Genomic DNA, 19,209 nt, shown 5'->3' on the forward strand with positions numbered 1-19,209 from the left:
TGACATTTTGTTTTTAATTCTCAACTCTCTCCATTCTCGGCTCTCAACCTTTCAAGTGTTTCTTGATGTACATGGTCAGTATGTCGATAGCCACTTTATTGCTACCGCCTTCGGGCACGATAAGGTCGGCATACCGTTTGCAAGGTTCGATAAATTGCAGGTGCATCGGTTTCAGAACCCGTGTGTAGCGTTCCATTACAGCTTCGGCAGTACGTCCGCGTTCAACGACATCCCTTTGGATGACGCGTATCAGACGTTCATCGGGATCGGCATCCACGAATATCTTAAGGTCCATCATATTACGCAGTTTCTTGTCGCATAAGGCAAGAATCCCTTCGATGATGATGACTTCCCGCGGTTCGATATGAATAGTTTCGGGCTGGCGGGTGCAAGTCAGATAAGAGTAGGTGGGCTGTTCGATACTCTTTCCTTCTTTCAGCGTCATGACGTGTTTGGAGAGCAGGCTCCACTCAAAAGCGTCCGGATGGTCAAAATTAATATTCTGACGCTCTTCGACCGGGACGTGACTACTGTCCTTGTAGTATGAGTCCTGAGGTAATAATACTACTTCCCCTGCGGGGAGACTTTCTACGATTTTTCGTACGACGGTGGTCTTTCCGGAACCTGTTCCGCCTGCTATTCCTATAATTAACATCTCTTTAAGTGTATATTTGAACCAAATAGAGTAAATTTGCATTGTTTATGCAAAGTATTAACAAGACAAATATAGAAACAATTCATTAAAATAACAACGTAATGGTAAAACACATTGTATTATTTAAGTTAAAAGACGACGTTCCTGCTGAAGAGAAGCGGGCAGTTATGACAAAATTCAAGGAAGCGATAGAAGCACTTCCTGCTAAAATCTCTGTAATCCGTAAAGTGGAAGTGGGATTGAACATGAATCCCGGTGAGACATGGAATATAGCACTTTACAGTGAGTTTGATACTCTGGAAGACGTGAAATACTATGCAACGCACCCCGACCACGTAGCTGCCGGTAAGATTCTGGTAGAAACAAAGGAAAGCCGTGCGTGTGTAGATTATGAATTATAACCCTCCAATTATTGAAAATGAAAAAGTTTATTTCTTTTCTGCTTTTAAGCTTTGTTGTGTATGCTTTGCAAGCACAGATTAAAGATCCGGTAAAGTTCAAAACTGAGTTGAACACTCTTTCTGATACCGAAGCGGAGATTGTATTTACCGCCACTATTGATCAAGGGTGGCATGTTTATTCTACTGAACTTGGAGATGGGGGACCTATTTCTGCGACATTCAACGTTGATAAGAAAAGTGGGCTGGAACTTGCCGGGAAACTGAAACCGGTTGGCAAGGAGGTAGCGACTTTCGACAAACTGTTTGAGATGAAAGTGCGTTATTTTGAGAATACGGCAAAGTTCATTCAGAAAGTTAAACTCACAGGCGGGGCTTATGAAATAGAAGGATATCTGGAATATGGTGCTTGTGATGATGAGAGTTGTCTTCCGCCTACCGAAGTGCCGTTCAAGTTCTCCGGAGTAGCGAAAGCCGGAAGTGCTGCTGCGGCTAAGACAGAACAGCCGGAGAAAAAGGAACCGGAGAAAAAGGAAGAACCTGCTCCCGCTCCTGCTGAAGTAAAAGACTCTGCTGCTATGATGGAACTGGTACCCGCCACTCCGGTGGATGCGGCTACGGACATTCAGCCTGCCGTTGCATCCGGTGAACTTTGGAAGCCGGTCATCAGCGACCTGCAAGCATTGGGCGAAGAACATGGGCAGGAAGATATGTCTTGGATTTATATCTTCATAACAGGTTTCCTCGGCGGTTTGCTGGCTTTGTTCACTCCTTGTGTGTGGCCGATTATCCCGATGACTGTCAGCTTTTTCCTGAAACGTAGCAAGGATAAGAAGAAAGGTATTCGTGATGCATGGACGTATGGTGCATCTATCGTTGTGATTTATGTAGCATTGGGGTTGGCCATTACGTTGATTTTCGGTGCCAGTGCGTTGAATGCGTTGTCTACCAATGCAGTCTTTAATATTCTCTTCTTCCTGATGTTGGTGATTTTTGCCGCTTCGTTCTTCGGAGCATTTGAAATCAGGCTTCCGTCGAAGTGGGGAAATGCAGTGGATAGCAAGGCGGAATCTACCACGGGATTGCTGAGTATTTTCCTGATGGCTTTCACGCTTTCATTGGTTTCTTTCTCTTGTACAGGTCCGATTATCGGTTTCTTGCTTGTACAGGTATCTACAACAGGAAGTGTCGTTGCCCCGGCTATCGGTATGCTGGGATTTGCCATCGCACTGGCTTTGCCGTTCACTCTGTTCGCGTTGTTCCCGTCATGGTTGAAGTCTATGCCGAAATCAGGCGGATGGATGAATGTAATCAAAGTGACATTAGGTTTTCTCGAACTGGCATTTGCGCTTAAATTCTTGTCGGTAGCCGATTTGGCTTATGGCTGGAGACTGCTTGACCGCGAAACGTTCCTTGCTTTGTGGATTGTTATTTTTGCTTTGCTCGGATTCTATCTGTTGGGTAAGATCAAGTTTCCGCATGATGACGATGATAATAAGGTGGGAGTTACCCGTTTCTTTATGGCGTTAGTCTCTTTGGCATTTGCGGTTTATATGGTTCCCGGTTTGTGGGGAGCACCTTTGAAGGCGGTAAGTGCATTTGCTCCACCTATGCAGACTCAGGATTTCAACCTGTATAAGAATGACGTACATGCGAAATTCGACGATTATGATTTAGGTATGGAATATGCGCGTCTGAATGGGAAACCTGTCATGCTTGACTTCACAGGATATGGCTGCGTAAACTGCCGTAAGATGGAAGCAGCAGTATGGACTGACCCGAAAGTAAGTGACTTGATTAATAATGACTATGTATTGATTACGCTTTATGTGGATAACAAGACCCCGTTGACCGAACCCGTGAAAATCGTGGAAAACGGTACGGAACGTACTTTGCGTACAGTCGGTGACAAATGGAGTTATCTGCAACGTGTGAAGTTTGGTGCGAACGCCCAGCCTTTCTATGTGTTGCTGGATAATCAGGGCAGACCGCTGAACAAGTCATATGCTTACAACGAGGATATTCCTAAGTATATCGAGTTCCTGCAGACTGGACTGGAAAATTATAAGAAAGCGAAATAATCGTTTCGCTGATAGATTGATACTGGAAAGGCGGTCTCATCCTTTGGGTGAGGCCGCTTTTCTAATATTGTTATTTTACTTCGAAAAAGGTTTCCAGTCCGCGTCGACTATCAGTGCCGACCATTATTTTGAACTTACCCGCTTCTACTACTTTTTTCATGTCAATATTCCAAAAAGCCAGTTCGTCTAAGGGAAGTTCGAATATTGCCATCTTTTCTTCATTTGGACTTAACTCTATCCTTTTAAATCCTTTTAGTTCCTTTACCGGCCGGGTGACGGAACCGAAAAGATCCGATACATAGAGTTGAACCACTTCTGTTCCTTTATATTGCCCTGTATTTTTTACTTTGACACTGATTGAAAGCGTATCGTCCGAAGTGAGTACGGTGCGGTCTGTTCTTAAATCAGAATATTCGAAAGATGTGTATGACAGACCATACCCGAACGGGAATAAAGGTCGCGCTCCTAAATCGAGATAATAGGAAGAATGCCCTAATACGGACTGCTTGGCATTTAAAGGTATCTCGTCTAAGGGCTTTTCTTTTCCTGTAGCCGGACGCCCGGTATTGGTGTGATTATAGTAGATGGGAATTTGTCCTGTTGCTTTTGGGAAAGTAACGGGTAGTTTGCCGCCAGGTGTGACCTTACCAAATAAAATATCCGCCAGTGCGTTACCGCCCATCGTTCCGGGATGCCAGGCATATAATACAGCATCGGATAGGTTTAGTTCCTCATTGATAATCAACGGGCGTCCCGCCATAATGACTGTAATGAGCGGCTTATTTGTTCCGCTTAATACCTTGATAAGTTCGGATTGAGCTCCTTGCAGCTTTATATCAGCCAGACAATGAGCTTCACCCGACAGGATGGCTTCTTCGCCGATAAAAGCTATAATGGCATCTGCCTGGTGTGCTTCTGCCAATACCTTATTGAAGTTCGTCTTATTTTTATCTCTGCTGTACTCCAGACCTTTCACAAAATGAATTTTCACTTTGTCGCCATACATTTCACGCAGTGCTTTTACAGGCGTCTGTGTTCTCTCTGTTTCTCCGTCCATTGTCCAGGTTCCGAGTTGGTCGTGGGGAGCGTCGGACAATGGGCCTACTATCAGGATACTTTTTATTTCCGAAGACAGCGGTAATGTGTGGCTCTCATTTTTTAATAAAACAACAGACTCTTCCGCTATTTTCTTTGCAATAGCCAGATGTTTGTCCGAGTAGGTTTCTTTTCTCTTATTGATATCAGTGTACGGATTATCAAACAGTCCGAGCCTGAATTTTAATCTTAGCACATTTCGCACCGCATTGTCCAATGTCTTTTCGGAAATTATCCCTTTGGCGATTAATTCCTCTATATTCTGAATAAATGCTTTGGAAGACATATCCATGTCCAGTCCGGCTTCTATCGCTTTTCGGGCTGCATCTTTCCGGTCTTCAGCGAAGCCATGTTTTATCATTTCCGTCACAGAGCCCCAGTCAGAAACGACAACCCCGTCGAAATTCCATTCTTTGCGGAGAATATCCTTTAATAGTTTTTTGTTTCCTGTAGCCGGAATCCCGTCGTTATCATTGAACGAAGTCATGATACTGGAACAGTTGGCTTTTACGGCTTTCTCGAAAGGCGGAAGATAGACATCTCGCAACTGCCTTTCGGGAATATGGGTTGAATTATAATCACGTCCTCCTTCTACGGCTCCATATCCTATAAAATGCTTGGCGCAGGCAGCCATTGATTGCGGATTTGATAAATCATCACCTTGAAATCCGTTTACTACGGCAACAGCCATCTGTTCTGTGAGATAAGTATCTTCACCGAAACTTTCGGCTATGCGTCCCCACCGGGCATCTCTGGATATGTCTATCATGGGGGCAAATGACCATCTGACACCATGCTCCGTGGCTTCTATGGCTGCGATTCGTGCTCCTTCCTGTATCAGTTCCGGATGGAAAGTGGCAGCTTGCCCTAACGGAATGGGCAGCATGGTCTTGAAACCATGCACAACGTCGCGTGTGAAAACCAGGGGGATACCGGTTCTTGATTGCTTGCAGGCGATTTCTTGTAATTCATTGACGACTTCGGGTTCGGTAACATTCATTACCGAACCGATTTCTCCTTTTTGTATCAATATCTTCAGATTCTCAATTGTACCGCGTCCGTCAAGTTGGTTCAACTGCCCTGCTTTTTCACGGATAGTCATACCCGATAGGGTTGAATCAATCTTTTGTTCTAAATACGTATTCTCATTCTGGGCATGGGAAAAACAAAATATTGATAACAGATATAGCAAACACAAAATCTTTTTCATATACATATAAGTCTTATTTTACGGGTATGAACAGTACAGCGTCGGCAATGACCGTCCCGCTTGTATCTCCGGTGGATATTTCTACATAGGGCATGGGGCTTTTCTGAAAATCGTATGTCCCCAGTTCCACCCATTCTCCTGTAGTCTGTCCTTCTATTCTCACGCTGTCTTTATGTATGACTTTTGTCCAACTATCGGTTCCGTCCGAGATGGAATATGTGATAGCGGGTGATATGTCTTTTCTCATGTGATAATAAGTATAGACTTTGTATTTTCCTTCATGTTCCATATGTGGGGTGAAACGGATGGGCGAACCGTTGCGGACTTTGGATTTCAGGAAAGTGGGACCATATCCTCCCTGCTTTTTAATAATCTCCCAATCATTATTGACGGATAAGTCCAGTTCGCTGTCGTCTATCAGTATCTCGGAAAAACTACCGTCCAACAGAGGATTTTCGTGTAGCAATGCCTGTACTTTCTTTATATCGACGGTCTGTACGCTTCCTGTGTTTATGGCTTCTGCTGCGGCGATTGCGGCAGACTGTGCCAATACCATAAATACCGGCTCCATACGGATGGAACCATAGGCGATATGACTGGCAGAGAGACAAACGGGAACGAGCAAGTTCTTACATTCTTCTTCCTTGGGGATGATGGAACGATAGGATATGGGGTAGGGGAGTCCGCCGCCGATTTCTACATTTCCCTCATTTTTTACCATGTATTTCCCGTCTTTTTTTATGAGTATCCGTTGGCAGTTGTGTGAGTCCATGGTATATGCAGCCATGCCGATACCATCGGTGACCGTTTCCCGTCCTTCGCAATGTGCTTGCGTCATTACATAATCCCCTGTCATCCTGCGGCTTTCTCTGATATATAGTTGGGGCGACCAATGGTTGTCCTCTGTATATTCGTCTTTGGGGTAGCCCCATGCTTGTATTTCATCTCTTAATTCTTGCGGAACCCTGGGGTTGGTCTTGTAGAAATAAAGTAATCCCTGGGTATAGTCTTTATGTGCTTGAATGATTTCCGCCCTTTCTTCGTAAGATGCTTCCGGATAGTTATGGTTCATTCCAATCATATCAGTAGAAAATCCTCCCCGGTTATTTATATCCGTCTTATTGTTTGGCATCCGGCTCCAGATAAAATAATGGTTTAGTTTTCTTTTATCGGGTTGGGCGTCAAACAGGCGTAGCAGCAACTCATACTTGGTGGAGTCATAATTTTCCGGTCGGGTGATTTCTATTTTGTTGGCCGGATTATCGGTGAGGCAAATACGGTAATTATAGGCTTGCACTAACTTGTCGCCCGTACCGTCCGATGAGAGTGCGGCAGGACTGATTCCCCATAATAATCCGCTCGTGGAATCACCCTTTATCTTGTAGGGGTCTATTCCGTCCGGGAACTGGTGGCCTTTCATCAGTTGGACACCATTGTAAGTTTCATTATATAGCTTGTTATCTTCCCGCCCTATCGTATAGGAAACTCCTGCTTTAGCCATCAGGTCACCCTCATAAGTACAGTCGATGAATACTTTGGCGGCTATGGATTTGCCGGGTTTTGTTCTGTCGGAACTTTCAAGGGTGATATTTTTTATATATCCGTTGGCAAGTTGGGCGTCTGTGATTCTGTATTTGTATAAAAACTCGACGCTTGCCCGCTTAATGTAGTCATTAAAGATGCTGTCCGCTACTTTGGGTTCGAATATCCATTGTTCCAGTTTACCGTAATGAGTGCCCAAACGGCGGTAAAAGTCTTTTGATAATCCGGTCACTACTTGTTTGTTTCCTATATCGGTGAAACCAAGCCCGCCGGAAGTCAGTCCGCCGAGGCGGTTTTGCGGTTCGATAAGCAATACCTTCTTACCCAACATCTTGGCAGAGTATGCTGCTATTACTCCGGCGGAAGTACCGCCATAGATACATATATCGTACTCTTCTTCCGGGTTGCTTTTACAACTGAACAGAAAAGTAAGAACGGTCAATAATAGAATCAGTTTCTTCATATACGGTTTCATTTTACGTTAAACTTAACTTTTTGTAGGTCTTTGTCCAAAGAACTGCCGCCCACCATGACGGTGAACGTGCCCGGTTCCAGTACATATTCAGCTTTGTGATTGTAATAGGACAAGTCTTCTTTGTTTAAGTGGAATGTTACCACTTTGCTTTCTCCCTTTTCCAGAAGAATACGTTGAAAACGTTTCAGTTCTTTCACCGGTCGGGTGGTGTTACTGTAATCATCCCGAATATAAAGTTGGACGATTTCTTCCCCTTGCCTTTCTCCTGTGTTGCTGACATTTACTGTAACTTCTATTTCTTCGTTGGCATTATAATCCGTCTTGTTTGCTTTAAGCTGGCCGTATTTGAAAGAAGTATAACTTAGACCATACCCGAAAGGATAAAGCGGTGTTTTATCCCCGTCGATATAAGGATGTAGAAATTGGGACGGTTTGTGATTATATACCGTTGAAATCTGACCTACATGCCGTGGGATGGTAATTGGTAACTTCCCACTGGGATTTACTTTACCGAAGAGGATTTCCGCAATTGCCTTTCCTCCCATTGACCCCGGTTCCCAGGCTTCGATAATAGCCGGGATATTTTCAGCAATCCATCCGGTGGCAAGGGGGCGTCCGTTTACCAGGATGACAATAGTAGGGACTCCTGTCTTGTAAATAGATTCCACAAGATAGTCCTGTTTCCCCCAAAGGGTGATGTCCATACGGTCCCTGTTTTCTCCGCATGTTTTCTCTTTCCAATGCTGCCGGAAAGAATCTTCACCGACTACGACGATTGCCAAATCCGAAGACTTTGCTGTTTGTACAGCTTCTTCTATCTTGGCACTGTCCAATGCTCTCAGATTCCAGCCGACATCTACATAATTTATCTGTGTGCCGGATGCTTCCTCTTTTATGCCTTTCAGTATGGTTGAGACATTCTTCTCCGGTTGTTCAAATACCCAGTCGCCCATGATTGACTGGTTGTTGGCGTTAGGGCCTGTCACGAGTATCTTTTTGAACTTCCGGGCGTCAATGGGGAGCAGGGCCTCATTTTTCAAAAGGACGATGGAACGCCGGGCGATTTCGAGTGCCGTCTGCTGATGTTCTTTGCTGAAAACCGTTTTCTTTATGCCGGCTTCCGTAACATACCGGTTCTCGAATAATCCTAACCGGAACTTGGCTTCCAGTATCTTGGCGCATGTTTTATTAATTCTTTCTTCCGTCAGTCTTCCTTCTTTTATAAGTTTCAGGATGGCATCGGAAAAAACAGGACCATGCATATGCATGTCTACTCCGCCATCTACGGATAGGAAGAATGCGTCGGTTGTATTTTCGGCTATCCGGTGGCGTGTGCTGATTGCTTCCATATCCATCCAGTCGCTAACAATGAACCCGTCGAATCCGTATTCATTGCGCATGATGTCGGTCATTAACCATTTGTTTGCATGGCACGGGACTCCATTTAATTCGTTGTGTGCCGGCATAAGGGTAAAAGGTTTGGCTTCTTGTATGGCTGCTTTGAATGGGGGCAAAAAGAAGTTTCTCAGTTTGCCTTCACTCAATTCTACCGGACCGGCATTGGTTCCGTTATTGGCTATTCCCCCTGCGACGAGATGCTTGGCACAAGCCAATACGGTATTTAATCCTGTAAGATTGTCTGTTTGCAGGCCTTTGATAGATGCTACTCCCATGCGGGATACCAGATACGGGTCTTCGCCGAATGTTTCTCCGACCCTTCCCCAACGGGCATCGCAAGCAATTTCTATGTTGGGAGTGAAAGCCCAATGAGAACCTGTTGCACGCATTTCGAGAGCTGTCTGCCTGCTTGCCTGTTCTATTAAATCAGGCGCAAATGTGGAAGCCATTCCTATGGGAGACGGGTAAATGGTAGAACCACTGACAAGCCCGTTTCCATGTATGGCATCAATCCCTATCAGCAAGGGAATCTTCAAGCGGCTTTTCTCCGCCAGTTTTTGCAGATGATTGGCTTCCGCCGGAGTCAGGACATGAAGGAATGAACCGATTTCGCCCTGTGTGACCATCCGTTCTACTCCTGTGGAGTGCAATCCTTTATAGAATCCTCTGGCATGACCGTTCAGTAATTCTTCTTCTGTGATATTCTTTTCCGCGTCGCGCATATGTTCCAGCCCTACATACTGGCACATTTGGGCAATCTTTTCTTTCAGGGTCATCAAGGACATCAAATTTTCAACTCTCGTCCGGACTGGCTGGGAAGAATCAAGATAGAGCGGTCGTTCAGGTATGTCATTAGCTCCGAATGCTAAGGGCTGAAAAGCAATTAACAGGATGGATAATAATTTTATTTTCATTGTTTTATAGATAATAATTTCTAATCCGCCCCTATTTTTGTCATAAATAAGGGCGGTTAAGAATTAATTTATTTTGAGAACCGGGTTATTTTTCCACTTTCATGTCGATGGTGACATTTCCTTTCGAACTGCCGCTGGCAAATGACCTGACAATCATAATACCATATTTGTCGGCAACAGTTTTGAATCCGACAATAGAGCCTACTCCCAGTTTGTTTGTCAGCTTCTCTACTTCTGCTTCGGATGAATTGGTGTAGAGATTCTGAATCATTTCAGCAGAATTAATTGCTAAGAATTCGTCCGGTGTTATTTGGATATTTTTCAGTTTTGTACTGTTACGATGTTCCCAAGTTGTTATTGCATCCGGTGCTTTGAAAATAGCTTCGATACTTGCGTCAGACGGAGATACGAAATAATAGCCGTATGAACTGTTGCTGTAGAATAGGGTAATGTCGATATTAGCAGACTTGGCAGCAGCTCCCTCTCGTACATAAATTTCTCCGTTCGTAGTATTCAGGAAAGGTCCTGCATCTGTACTGGTTTGTGCTCCGATTTTAAGTGTGTAGAATTCATTTATGTCTAATTCCACCGCTCTCGTTACCTCTACGCTGTATTCACTTCTTACGATACCACCGTTGGCATCCATCACTTCAAATATGAATGACAGGGTTTGTCCGGCATTCAAATCAGTAGTTGTGTATGAGAATACATAGGTATCACTGTTGGGATTCTCAAATATCTCTTTGGTTAAATCGATAATTTCTAAGCCTTCGAGATATGTTTTTATACTTCTTAATGTTGTTGTGGAAGTAATCTCAATGTCGAATGCTACCATTTCTCCCGCAGTGACCGTTTCCGGTGCGGTATCAGGAATCCTTATTTCAATTTCCGGTTTGGCTGCTTGGATGTAAACAGCATATTCGGTAGTGGATTTCTTTTCTTCATTGTCAGTTGCCAGTATAACAAAGTTCAGTGTTTTACCCACTTCCTCTGATTTTATGGTGTATGATACGCTGTATGAGCCTTTATCCGTATTTTCCGGATATTCTTTGGAACTTCCGGGGATTTCCTGGGAGTCGAGCATGGTAACGACTCTTTTAATACCGGCTGTACCCGTCATCTCAACAGAAAAATTGAGTTCTGTTCCAGGATAGGCAATAACTGGTTCGTCTCCGACTTTCGTGAATTTGATGGTCGGTTTCGGGTTCTGTTGTATGTTTTCGTCGTCACTGTCACATGCAATGAAGAAGATAGCTGTGAGACACAACAAAATGCCTAATTTATATTTTAATAGTTTCATAGTCGATAATTTTTTATTGAACAGAAAATGGAATAACCGCACTTGCTACTTTCTTGTTTTTCACATCGCGCACAAAGACTATCAGGCGATAGTTGCCGACCGTTGAGGGAGCCTTGAATGTAATTTCCTTTTTGGTGTTATCATCTATTAATCCGGTGATGCCATCCGGCAAGCTACCGTCTGAAGAAGCTGTCTTTTCTTTCATAATCATCCAGTCGTAGGTCAGCGTATCCCCATCCGGGTCGGTGGCTGTGACTTTAGCTTCGTTGGATGAGTTCGGGCTGACAATAATAGCGTCTTCCGCTTTCTTGCCATTCATCAGCATATCATTACGGGTTGCTATTACCGGAGCCCGGTTCTTCGGATAACTTCCTGTCCATGCATATTGCATGGCATCGACTGCCGGGAAGGTATATCCTTTCTTGTCAAACAGCCCGTACCAGGTCAGTACTTCCCCGTGAGTCTGGTATCCCCATAAGAATACAAATGAACCTATACAACCGTTGTCCTTATTGGCAGCAATATTTTCCTGATAGGCTTTCAGATAGTCAGCTTCTTTTTCACTGCTTGTTTGTTCTACCAAGCCACCCCACGGCAGCACTCTTTCGGGTTCTGGATTCATTTGCCACGTACCGCGAGGTCCGAACTCCGTAATCATATACGGTTTGGTCCAGCCTGCGGACTGAAGATTGCCCAATACTCCTGGCAGGTTAGGCGCATACGTATTGACCGAAAGAATATCTATATGAGGAGCCTTTTCTATAATATTTTTGATATGGTTCACATTAGAAGATGCCAATGTTGTTGTAGTGGGATGATTGGGGTCGGTTTCATGAATCATCTTGGCTATATCATTGATGGCATCCCATAGTTTGAGATTGGTGTAGCTTGCTTCCGCTTCATTTCCTATCGACCAGACCAAAAGCGCCGGATGGTCTTTGAAGCGTTCGACTGTTGCTTTCATTTCATCAAACTGGGCTTTCACTGCTGCTGTGTTGTTGTAATCGAAACCGTCGGTTTCTCTTTTTACGTAAAGCCCGAAATTGACATAAAGTCCTTTTTCCTGAGCGGCATCCAGAATGGCTTTACTTTTGTCGGACACTCCGTATGTCCTGACAACATTAGCTCCGAAGTCGGCTGCTTCAGCATAGAAGTTATTACATGCAGCTCCTTTGATATATAATTCTTGTCCGTCTACAAGCAATTTCCATTTTCCGTCTACTTTGGATGTCTCAACTTTAACGGGGGGAACAATCGGTTTTTCTTCAAAAGAACCTTTGGGAATTGTATAGTTGTCGTTGTCTGAACACGAAGCGTTTAGGACAGCGGAAAGCACAAATAATGAGGTAAATAGGTATTTTAGTTTCATAACTTTATTTTTTAGTGGGTACTGATAATAATTGTCCGTCTTGTAGTAATTTATACTTCAATACATCATAAGATATTTTCTGGACAGGTAAATTGGAATCTATTGCCAGAGCAGCGGCAGTGGCTGCCGATTGTCCTAATATCATATATACCGGTTCCATTCTGATAGTACTATAAGCTACATGAGAAGATGACAAACATACGGTTGCCAACAGGTTGGCACATTCTTCTTCTTTGGGAGTCAGTGAGTAATAGCTGATGGGGTAGGGAATGGTAGGGGCAAATATAGTCCCCTCGTTTCTTAACTTTCCCTCTTGGTCGATGACGCGGGATACATAATGGCAGTCAAGGGCATAAGAACCCAGTCCCACCGAATATTCGGCTGGTGTACGGTCGGTTTTGCGTACATTTTTTTCTGTCATCACAAATGTACCGATCATCCTGCGGGCTTCCCGTACGTATATTTGATAAGGGAAATTCCGGGTGTCGGTGAATTCGTCTTTAGGCAATCCCCAATCCAGCATCTCCTTGCGGATATGTTCCGGTACACGCTTGTCATGTCCCAAAAACCATAACATGCCCAACGCATAATCTTTATGCAACTGCTCTATTTTCTGCCTGGTCTTATAGTCGGCTTCTGCATAGTCGTAGCTTGCTCCGAAGAAGTCCAGATGGTTGGTATCCGTTTTCTTGTTAGGCATAGGAGTCAATGTTATAATTTGCTGGAGTTTTGTTTCCGGTTCCAGTTTCAGCATACGTACATATATCTCATACCATAACGAATTATAGTTTTTCGGCTTTTGGATGGATATACGGTTGTCGGGGTCGTTTGTCAGAGTCATTCTGTAACAATAGGCTTGCACGCGTTTGTCCGCATCTCCTTGTTTGCCCCATTCCTGGGTTGCCACGTAGGGTAAAGTGCCAGATTTTGCGTTCCCTTCTTTGATGTAGGGGCTTATTGGGGTCAGGTCTTTCCCTTGGTCATAATTAATGCGGATGCCGTTATAGGTTTCCCCGTATTGCAGGTTCGATTCGCGTCCTACTGTATAGGATATTCCTGCACGTGCCAGAAGATCACCTTCGTAGGAAGCGTCTATAAATATTTTGGCCTCAATGACCTTTCCGTTTTCCAGTTGGATGCTTCGGATTATATTCTCTTCTTTCCGGACGTTCTTATCCAGGTCGAGCCGGTGGTTGAAAAGAATTTCTACTCCTGCCGTCTTCAGCATATCCCGCATAATTCGTTCGGCTACTGAGGATTCATAGACCCATTGTATCTGCCTTTCATCATTTTTCCCTCTATATGTGCGCTTTAATGTCGAAACCATGAATGATTCCCTGTCCTGATTGCGCCATACTTCGGGTTGCAGGTAGTAGTTGTATATTTTGTTGTAGAATTCTTTTGTTATACCGCCTATCAGGTCATTACGGTTCATGTCGGTAGCGGTCAGCCCTGATGTGACAAGACCGCCTACATGGTCGTTTTTCGATATAAGCACTACTTTCTTACCCATACGTGCGCCTTGTATTGCAGCAATTACTCCGGAAGCTGACTCTCCATATATACAAATGTCATATTGTGGAGTATTGGCAAACAAGCCTGTAACGAAAGAACAGAACAGTAGTGTTAATATGGTAATTTTCTTTCTCATCTTAATTATATGTATGTTGTTTCAGTGATTATTTGTATCCTATATTTTGAGGGAAGTTTTCGGCTCCCATATTAATAACTTCCGCTTCGGGTATCGGCCATCTTACGAAGTGAGGGTTGGCGGGCAGATTGTTACGTCCGAGAATAGATGCGGGGATTTCCGGATCTCCGGCGTATGCCTTGACTTGCTCAATAAGTAGTCCCAGCCGTTTCAGAAAATACCATCTGTCACCTTCGAAAGACAGTTCGCGGGCTTGTTCGTCCATAATGTCTTTCATGGTTAGCACACCGGTGAATTTGTCGTTTCCGGCTCTTTCCCATGTTTTGTTAAAGTAGTATTTGGCTAATGTCTGGTCGTTCTTCATCAAGGCTGCCTCGGCTGCCATTATATAGGATTCGGCAAGACGGTACACTATCACATCTTTATAACTGCGTGTCTCCGAAGCAGTGCGCGTCCATTTATCCCCATACTTGATGCATCCTGGATATACATTCTTATTGATGCTTCCATTCTTATATAGTGGGAAATAATCTCCGGGCTTTACAGTAGCCGAACCGTATGTGATGTTTTTATCAGTCGTATTTTTGTACTGGTGTATGTAGTACTCCTGATAACGTTTGTCTTTAGCCTTGTCATACAGTGAGAATAAATAGGGGCTGGGGAGACATCTTCCGTAAGTATATCCCCAGTTGTCATAAGAACAGGCATATTCTGCGGTTCCGCCGATTTCGGTACGGTATTGGGCGATGAAATAGGCTGCATAGTAATTGCCTTTTGGAGTGGCATTGGATAAATTACCGCCCGGATTTTTACTCCACTGTTGCACCATCAGCGCTTCTTTATGATTCAAGTCTCCGGCATTAAATACTTCATTTAATGCAATCAAGTCAAAATGTCCCGATTTCTCTATTTCTTCCATTTGTTCCAGAGTCGTATCCCAGTCTTTGAGCCATAATGCGGCTTTGGCTTTCATATGACGGGCGGCAGCCTGGGTGAATCTTCCCGCTTCGTCGGATACCCAGTCGAGGTTCGTAATGGCATACTCCAAATCCTCGTAAATCAGGTCGAACACTTCTTTCTCGGAAGCGGCATGAAAATCTCTCGGGTCGTTGACGTTTTCGGCAGTAGTCGGCTGTATGTTCAGCCATATCCTGTCGAATGTGCGGTATAGCAGGAAATAAGACTGCGCTCTGAAACATTTAGCTTCTGAGACGGTAGCCCGTAAGGAGGGGGTATCTTCCAAGTCCTCGGCTGCAGCGATTATTTCATTGGCTTTGCCTATGATTTGATACATTGTACGCCACATGAATCCTACCTGACCGGCAGACGGCTTTAAATAATTAGGGTCATAGATGCCGTAAAAGTTACCGGTTCCACCGTTGGTTACAGCTAAATCCGTACCTCTTTCCAAAGCGAAGACGGTAGCATTTTCGGTATCATTTGCGTAATAACGTTGCAATGTGTATAATGCATTGACTGCGAGCTTTAACCCTTCTGGTGTTCCGAATACATATTCGGAACTGTACTTTGTCTTGTGCTCTTCATCCAGGAAGTCGGAGCAGGAACTGGTGAGCAGGAAGCAGGCTGTAAATATAAATAATATACTCTTTTTCATGATTTTATCTTATTAAAATGTCACATTCAATCCAAACAATACAGTCCTGGGTTCGGGATAATCTCCCGGAGTTTGTTCCGGACCATAAGCCTGTACATCGGTTTTCGTCCAGAAGTTAGACAGTGTCATATAGAGTCTCAGACTTTGCATGTATGCTTTGCTGATAAGAGCACGGGGGAAGTTGTATCCGAAAGTAACGTTTCGCAGACGGACATACGAGGCATCCTGATAACCCAATGAACTGATATATGCGGGAGCTTGCGTCATGTTGGGTGCAGGGGCTTCATTAGACGGATTATTCTGTGTCCAGTAATTGCGTCGGATACCATTCCGCTTGGCAGTCAAGTCACCACCATTCTCGAATGTAGTCAGATAAGGGTTGTATATCGTTCCTCCATGAGAGATATACAGGTCAGCGGATAAGTCGAATCCTTTGTAGTTGAAAGATGTGCCGACCGTACCTATCCATTTGGGGTCACGTTGCATCACTACCCTGTCATCGGCTGTGATCTGATTGTCGTTGTTGACATCGCGCAGTTTGATGCTGCCCGGAGTAGCTGTCGGCATATGAGAATTGGCGATATCGTCATTTTTTTGCCAGATGCCGTCAAATACATAGTCGTAATATACATTCATCGGATGTCTGACAAACCATTTGTTGTTCACGTCATCAAGCGGTTTTCCGTTCTCATCGACTTGTCCGTCTATCTTTTTAATTTCATTTTTGTTCTTAGTGAAAGTGAAGTTGACGTCCCATCTGAAATCTTTGATTTTGACGGGAGTGGTATTCAGCGTTATTTCGATACCATTATTCTTCATTTCCGCCAGGTTTACAGTCTGGGTGGAATATCCGAGCGAGCTTGGGATAGACTTTGTGACAAGCAGGTCGGTAGTCTTGGTATTATAGTATTCTATCGTACCATTGATTCTTCCGTTGAAGAATCCGAAATCAAGTCCGATATTGCCGGAAGTGGACGTTTCCCATTTCAAGTTAGGGTTGGTCAATTCCGTTCCGGGCAGATAACCGATGACAGTCTTGTCTCCGAATTCGGTCAGGTATCTGTCTGTCAATCCCAGTGACTTATAAGGGGTGACACCCTGGTTGCCGACCGCACCGTAACTTAAACGGAGTTTCAGGTTGGACAGCCATTTGGCTTCTTTTAAGAATGATTCTTCATTTATCCGCCAGGCAAAGGCTCCCGAAGGGAAATAACCGTATTTGTTATTCTTTCCGAAAACGGAAGAACCGTCCACACGCAAGGCGAAGGTGAACAAGTATTTCTCGAACAGGTTATATCTGACACGTCCCAGGAAAGATAGAAGTTTTCTATCGGACAATTCCCAGGTAGGCGTACCGTATTCATTGGCAGAGCCTATCGCATTATAAGTCAGGTCGTCGTTTGCGAATCCGGTACCGTTTATTCCCAGATTCTTCCATTCGATGACGTTGACACTTTGCATAAAGGTTGCGTCGAAATGATGGTTCTTATTGAAATCCTTCACGTAGTTGACTATATTCTCGAACAGGTAGTCGTTGGCGAAACTTGTGCCGGCAGTCGCTTTTCCATTATTATTGCGCCCTGTCGTATGTTTTGTCCCCTGATAAGTGTTGCTATGGACAGTCCTGGTATTCAAACTTCCGTTTGCACGGTATGACAAGTCCTTTGTGATTTTCCAGTCCACGAAGAAGTTAATCAATAACCGGTCGGTCTGGCTTTTATTGTTTGAGTAGTCGATATTCCATAATGGGTTGTAATGGGATTCACCGGCTTCGGTTACATCTTCGCGCAAGGAACCGTCGTCATTATATACTTTTGCCAGAGGTGGCATGGTGATAAATGAATTGAAAGAGCCGTCTGCTGTTTTCTTCCATGATTTGGTGTATAAGAAGTTCGTGCCTATTGTCAGGTTTTTCAATAGTTTGTGGTCGATGTTCAATCGTCCGCTCAAACGCTGGAATCCCGAATTGGGAACCATACCGTTCTGGTCAAAATATCCCAGTCCCAGAGCGTACTTTGTCTTGTCCCCGCCGGATTGTATCAAGATGTCGTGCTTTTGTTGCCAGGCGGAGCTTATCATTAGCTTTTCCCAGTCAACATACTCTCCTGATTTAAGTACGTCGAGCATCAACCCTCTGAAACAGTCGGCTTCATCATAGCTAAGATTGGCATTATAGTATGCTTCCTTTCGTAAAGCAGCCCATTCCTCTCCATTGTAAAACTCAAAGTTCTTATGGATGCTTTGTGAAGCGGCATAGGTGTTATAACTGATTTTCATCTTTCCGGTCTGTCCCCGTTTAGTAGTGATCAGTATGACACCATTGGCTGCGCGTGCGCCATAGATTGATTGAGAAGAAGCGTCTTTCAGAACTTCGAGCGATGCTATATCGTTGGAGTTTATATCATCTATACTAGTCATCGGAACACCGTCTACAATATAAAGAGGATCATTTCCGCCGGAAAGCGAACGACGTCCCCGGATCAGAATATTCGAACTGCCACCGGGAGCGGCATTGGACATTGTAACCTGTACACCGGCAGCTTGTCCTCTCAGCATTTCACCCAGGCTGGAAGAGGGGGTAGAATTCAGTTTCTCGGAAGTTACGGACGATATAGCGCCTGTGACATCACTGCGTTTCTGTACACCGTAACCTACTACTATTACTTCGTCCAGCAGCTCGCTGTCTTCTTTTAGTATGATACGCGCCAACTCTTTACTGTTTGCTTTGACCTCGGTTGTTTGATACCCGATGTATGAGAACTGAATGGTAGCATCTTCGGTTACGTTTGCCAAAGAATAGTTTCCGTTAATATCGGTAATGATACCGTTTGTCGTACCTTTTACTAATACATTGGCACCGATAATGGGTTCACCGTTCTGGTCTGTAACTGTTCCGTTGACAGTTTTAGTTCTTGTTGATTTTATTGTTTCCCGGCTTTTCTGTTTACCGACGGAGATGGTATTGTTTTTCCTATTGAAATATAAATTGGTCTGTACCGTTATCTTGCTCAAAATATTTTCTAACGAGCTATTGCGTGCTTTGATTGAAATGCGTGGAGCGGCATTTACAATTTCCTGGTCGTAAAAGAATTTGTAGCCGGTCTGCTTGCTCAATTGATTGAATACATTTTCTACAGTTTCATTCTTGACATCCAGTGTAATGTTTTTCTTTTCCTGTGCCTGTGTATAATAAGGCAATGATGACAAGCATACGAATAGTAAAAAAGCTAAAAATGAATGTACATTTCTACCTTTCCTTTTTATATTAGGAAGATTATTCATAAATTTGTACGTTTTAGTAATTGAATAGATTATTTAAAACAAAGGCTCGTAATACGCGATACGTTATTCACACGGGTCGAAACGAATGAATATCCGTCCGGATTACGGAATAGGGGCTTCTCTGAGAGACGGCTCCTATTTTTCTGAAATAGGATTAACCAGGTGCTTTCATAATATGTTTTTTTTAAATTATAAGTTAAATATTCAAGGTTCTATAAGGTAAT

At 43.9% G+C, this 19,209-nt stretch carries 11 protein-coding genes; 2 read left to right on the forward strand and 9 right to left on the reverse strand.

Annotation, left to right across the window (positions count from 1 at the left end):
- Positions 1-43: 43 nt before the first annotated feature.
- Positions 44-655 carry a uridine kinase gene (udk, locus tag ACGHVY_RS04200; protein WP_308744905.1) on the reverse strand — a complete coding sequence of 204 codons (612 nt, stop codon included), beginning with the start codon at positions 653-655 and terminating at the stop codon, positions 44-46.
- A gap of 101 nt (positions 656-756) precedes the next feature.
- Here udk and ACGHVY_RS04205 point away from each other — a divergent pair, with 101 nt between their 5' ends.
- Entirely contained in the window at positions 757-1,056 is a 300-nt protein-coding gene (locus tag ACGHVY_RS04205) for a Dabb family protein (RefSeq protein WP_390597343.1), read from the forward strand.
- A gap of 17 nt (positions 1,057-1,073) precedes the next feature.
- Complete coding sequence (locus tag ACGHVY_RS04210) at positions 1,074-3,134, forward strand: cytochrome c biogenesis protein CcdA (RefSeq protein WP_390597345.1); 2,061 nt, start codon at positions 1,074-1,076, stop codon at positions 3,132-3,134.
- 70 nt (positions 3,135-3,204) lie between these two features.
- On the opposite strand, the gene bglX is transcribed toward ACGHVY_RS04210, so the two are convergent.
- From bglX to ACGHVY_RS04250, 8 genes are all read right to left on the reverse strand, one after another.
- A complete protein-coding gene (gene bglX, locus ACGHVY_RS04215; RefSeq protein ID WP_390597347.1) occupies positions 3,205-5,445 on the reverse strand; it encodes a beta-glucosidase BglX in 2,241 nt (746 codons plus the stop codon).
- 7 nt (positions 5,446-5,452) lie between these two features.
- Positions 5,453-7,444 carry an FAD-dependent oxidoreductase gene (locus ACGHVY_RS04220; protein WP_390597349.1) on the reverse strand — a complete coding sequence of 664 codons (1,992 nt, stop codon included), beginning with the start codon at positions 7,442-7,444 and terminating at the stop codon, positions 5,453-5,455.
- An 8-nt stretch (positions 7,445-7,452) separates the two neighbouring features.
- A complete protein-coding gene (locus ACGHVY_RS04225) occupies positions 7,453-9,768 on the reverse strand; it encodes a glycoside hydrolase family 3 N-terminal domain-containing protein (RefSeq protein ID WP_390597351.1) in 2,316 nt (771 codons plus the stop codon).
- An 85-nt stretch (positions 9,769-9,853) separates the two neighbouring features.
- Complete coding sequence (locus tag ACGHVY_RS04230; protein ID WP_390597353.1) at positions 9,854-11,068, reverse strand: hypothetical protein; 1,215 nt, start codon at positions 11,066-11,068, stop codon at positions 9,854-9,856.
- Between the two features lie 13 nt (positions 11,069-11,081).
- Positions 11,082-12,437 (reverse strand): glycoside hydrolase family 2 TIM barrel-domain containing protein, encoded by a 1,356-nt coding sequence (locus ACGHVY_RS04235; protein ID WP_390597354.1) that lies wholly within the window; start codon positions 12,435-12,437, stop codon positions 11,082-11,084.
- Positions 12,438-12,441: 4 nt separating this feature from the next.
- Positions 12,442-14,088, reverse strand: a complete 1,647-nt coding sequence (locus ACGHVY_RS04240) for an FAD-dependent oxidoreductase (protein WP_390597356.1) — start codon at positions 14,086-14,088, stop codon at positions 12,442-12,444.
- 28 nt (positions 14,089-14,116) lie between these two features.
- A complete protein-coding gene (locus ACGHVY_RS04245; RefSeq protein ID WP_390597358.1) occupies positions 14,117-15,703 on the reverse strand; it encodes a RagB/SusD family nutrient uptake outer membrane protein in 1,587 nt (528 codons plus the stop codon).
- Positions 15,704-15,715: 12 nt separating this feature from the next.
- Positions 15,716-18,985, reverse strand: coding sequence for a TonB-dependent receptor (locus ACGHVY_RS04250; protein WP_390597359.1), 3,270 nt, complete (start codon positions 18,983-18,985; stop codon positions 15,716-15,718).
- Between the last annotated feature and the right edge of the window lie 224 nt (positions 18,986-19,209).

It is taken from the genome of Bacteroides sp. f07, from assembly GCF_042854785.1.
Lineage (GTDB): Bacteria > Bacteroidota > Bacteroidia > Bacteroidales > Bacteroidaceae > Bacteroides.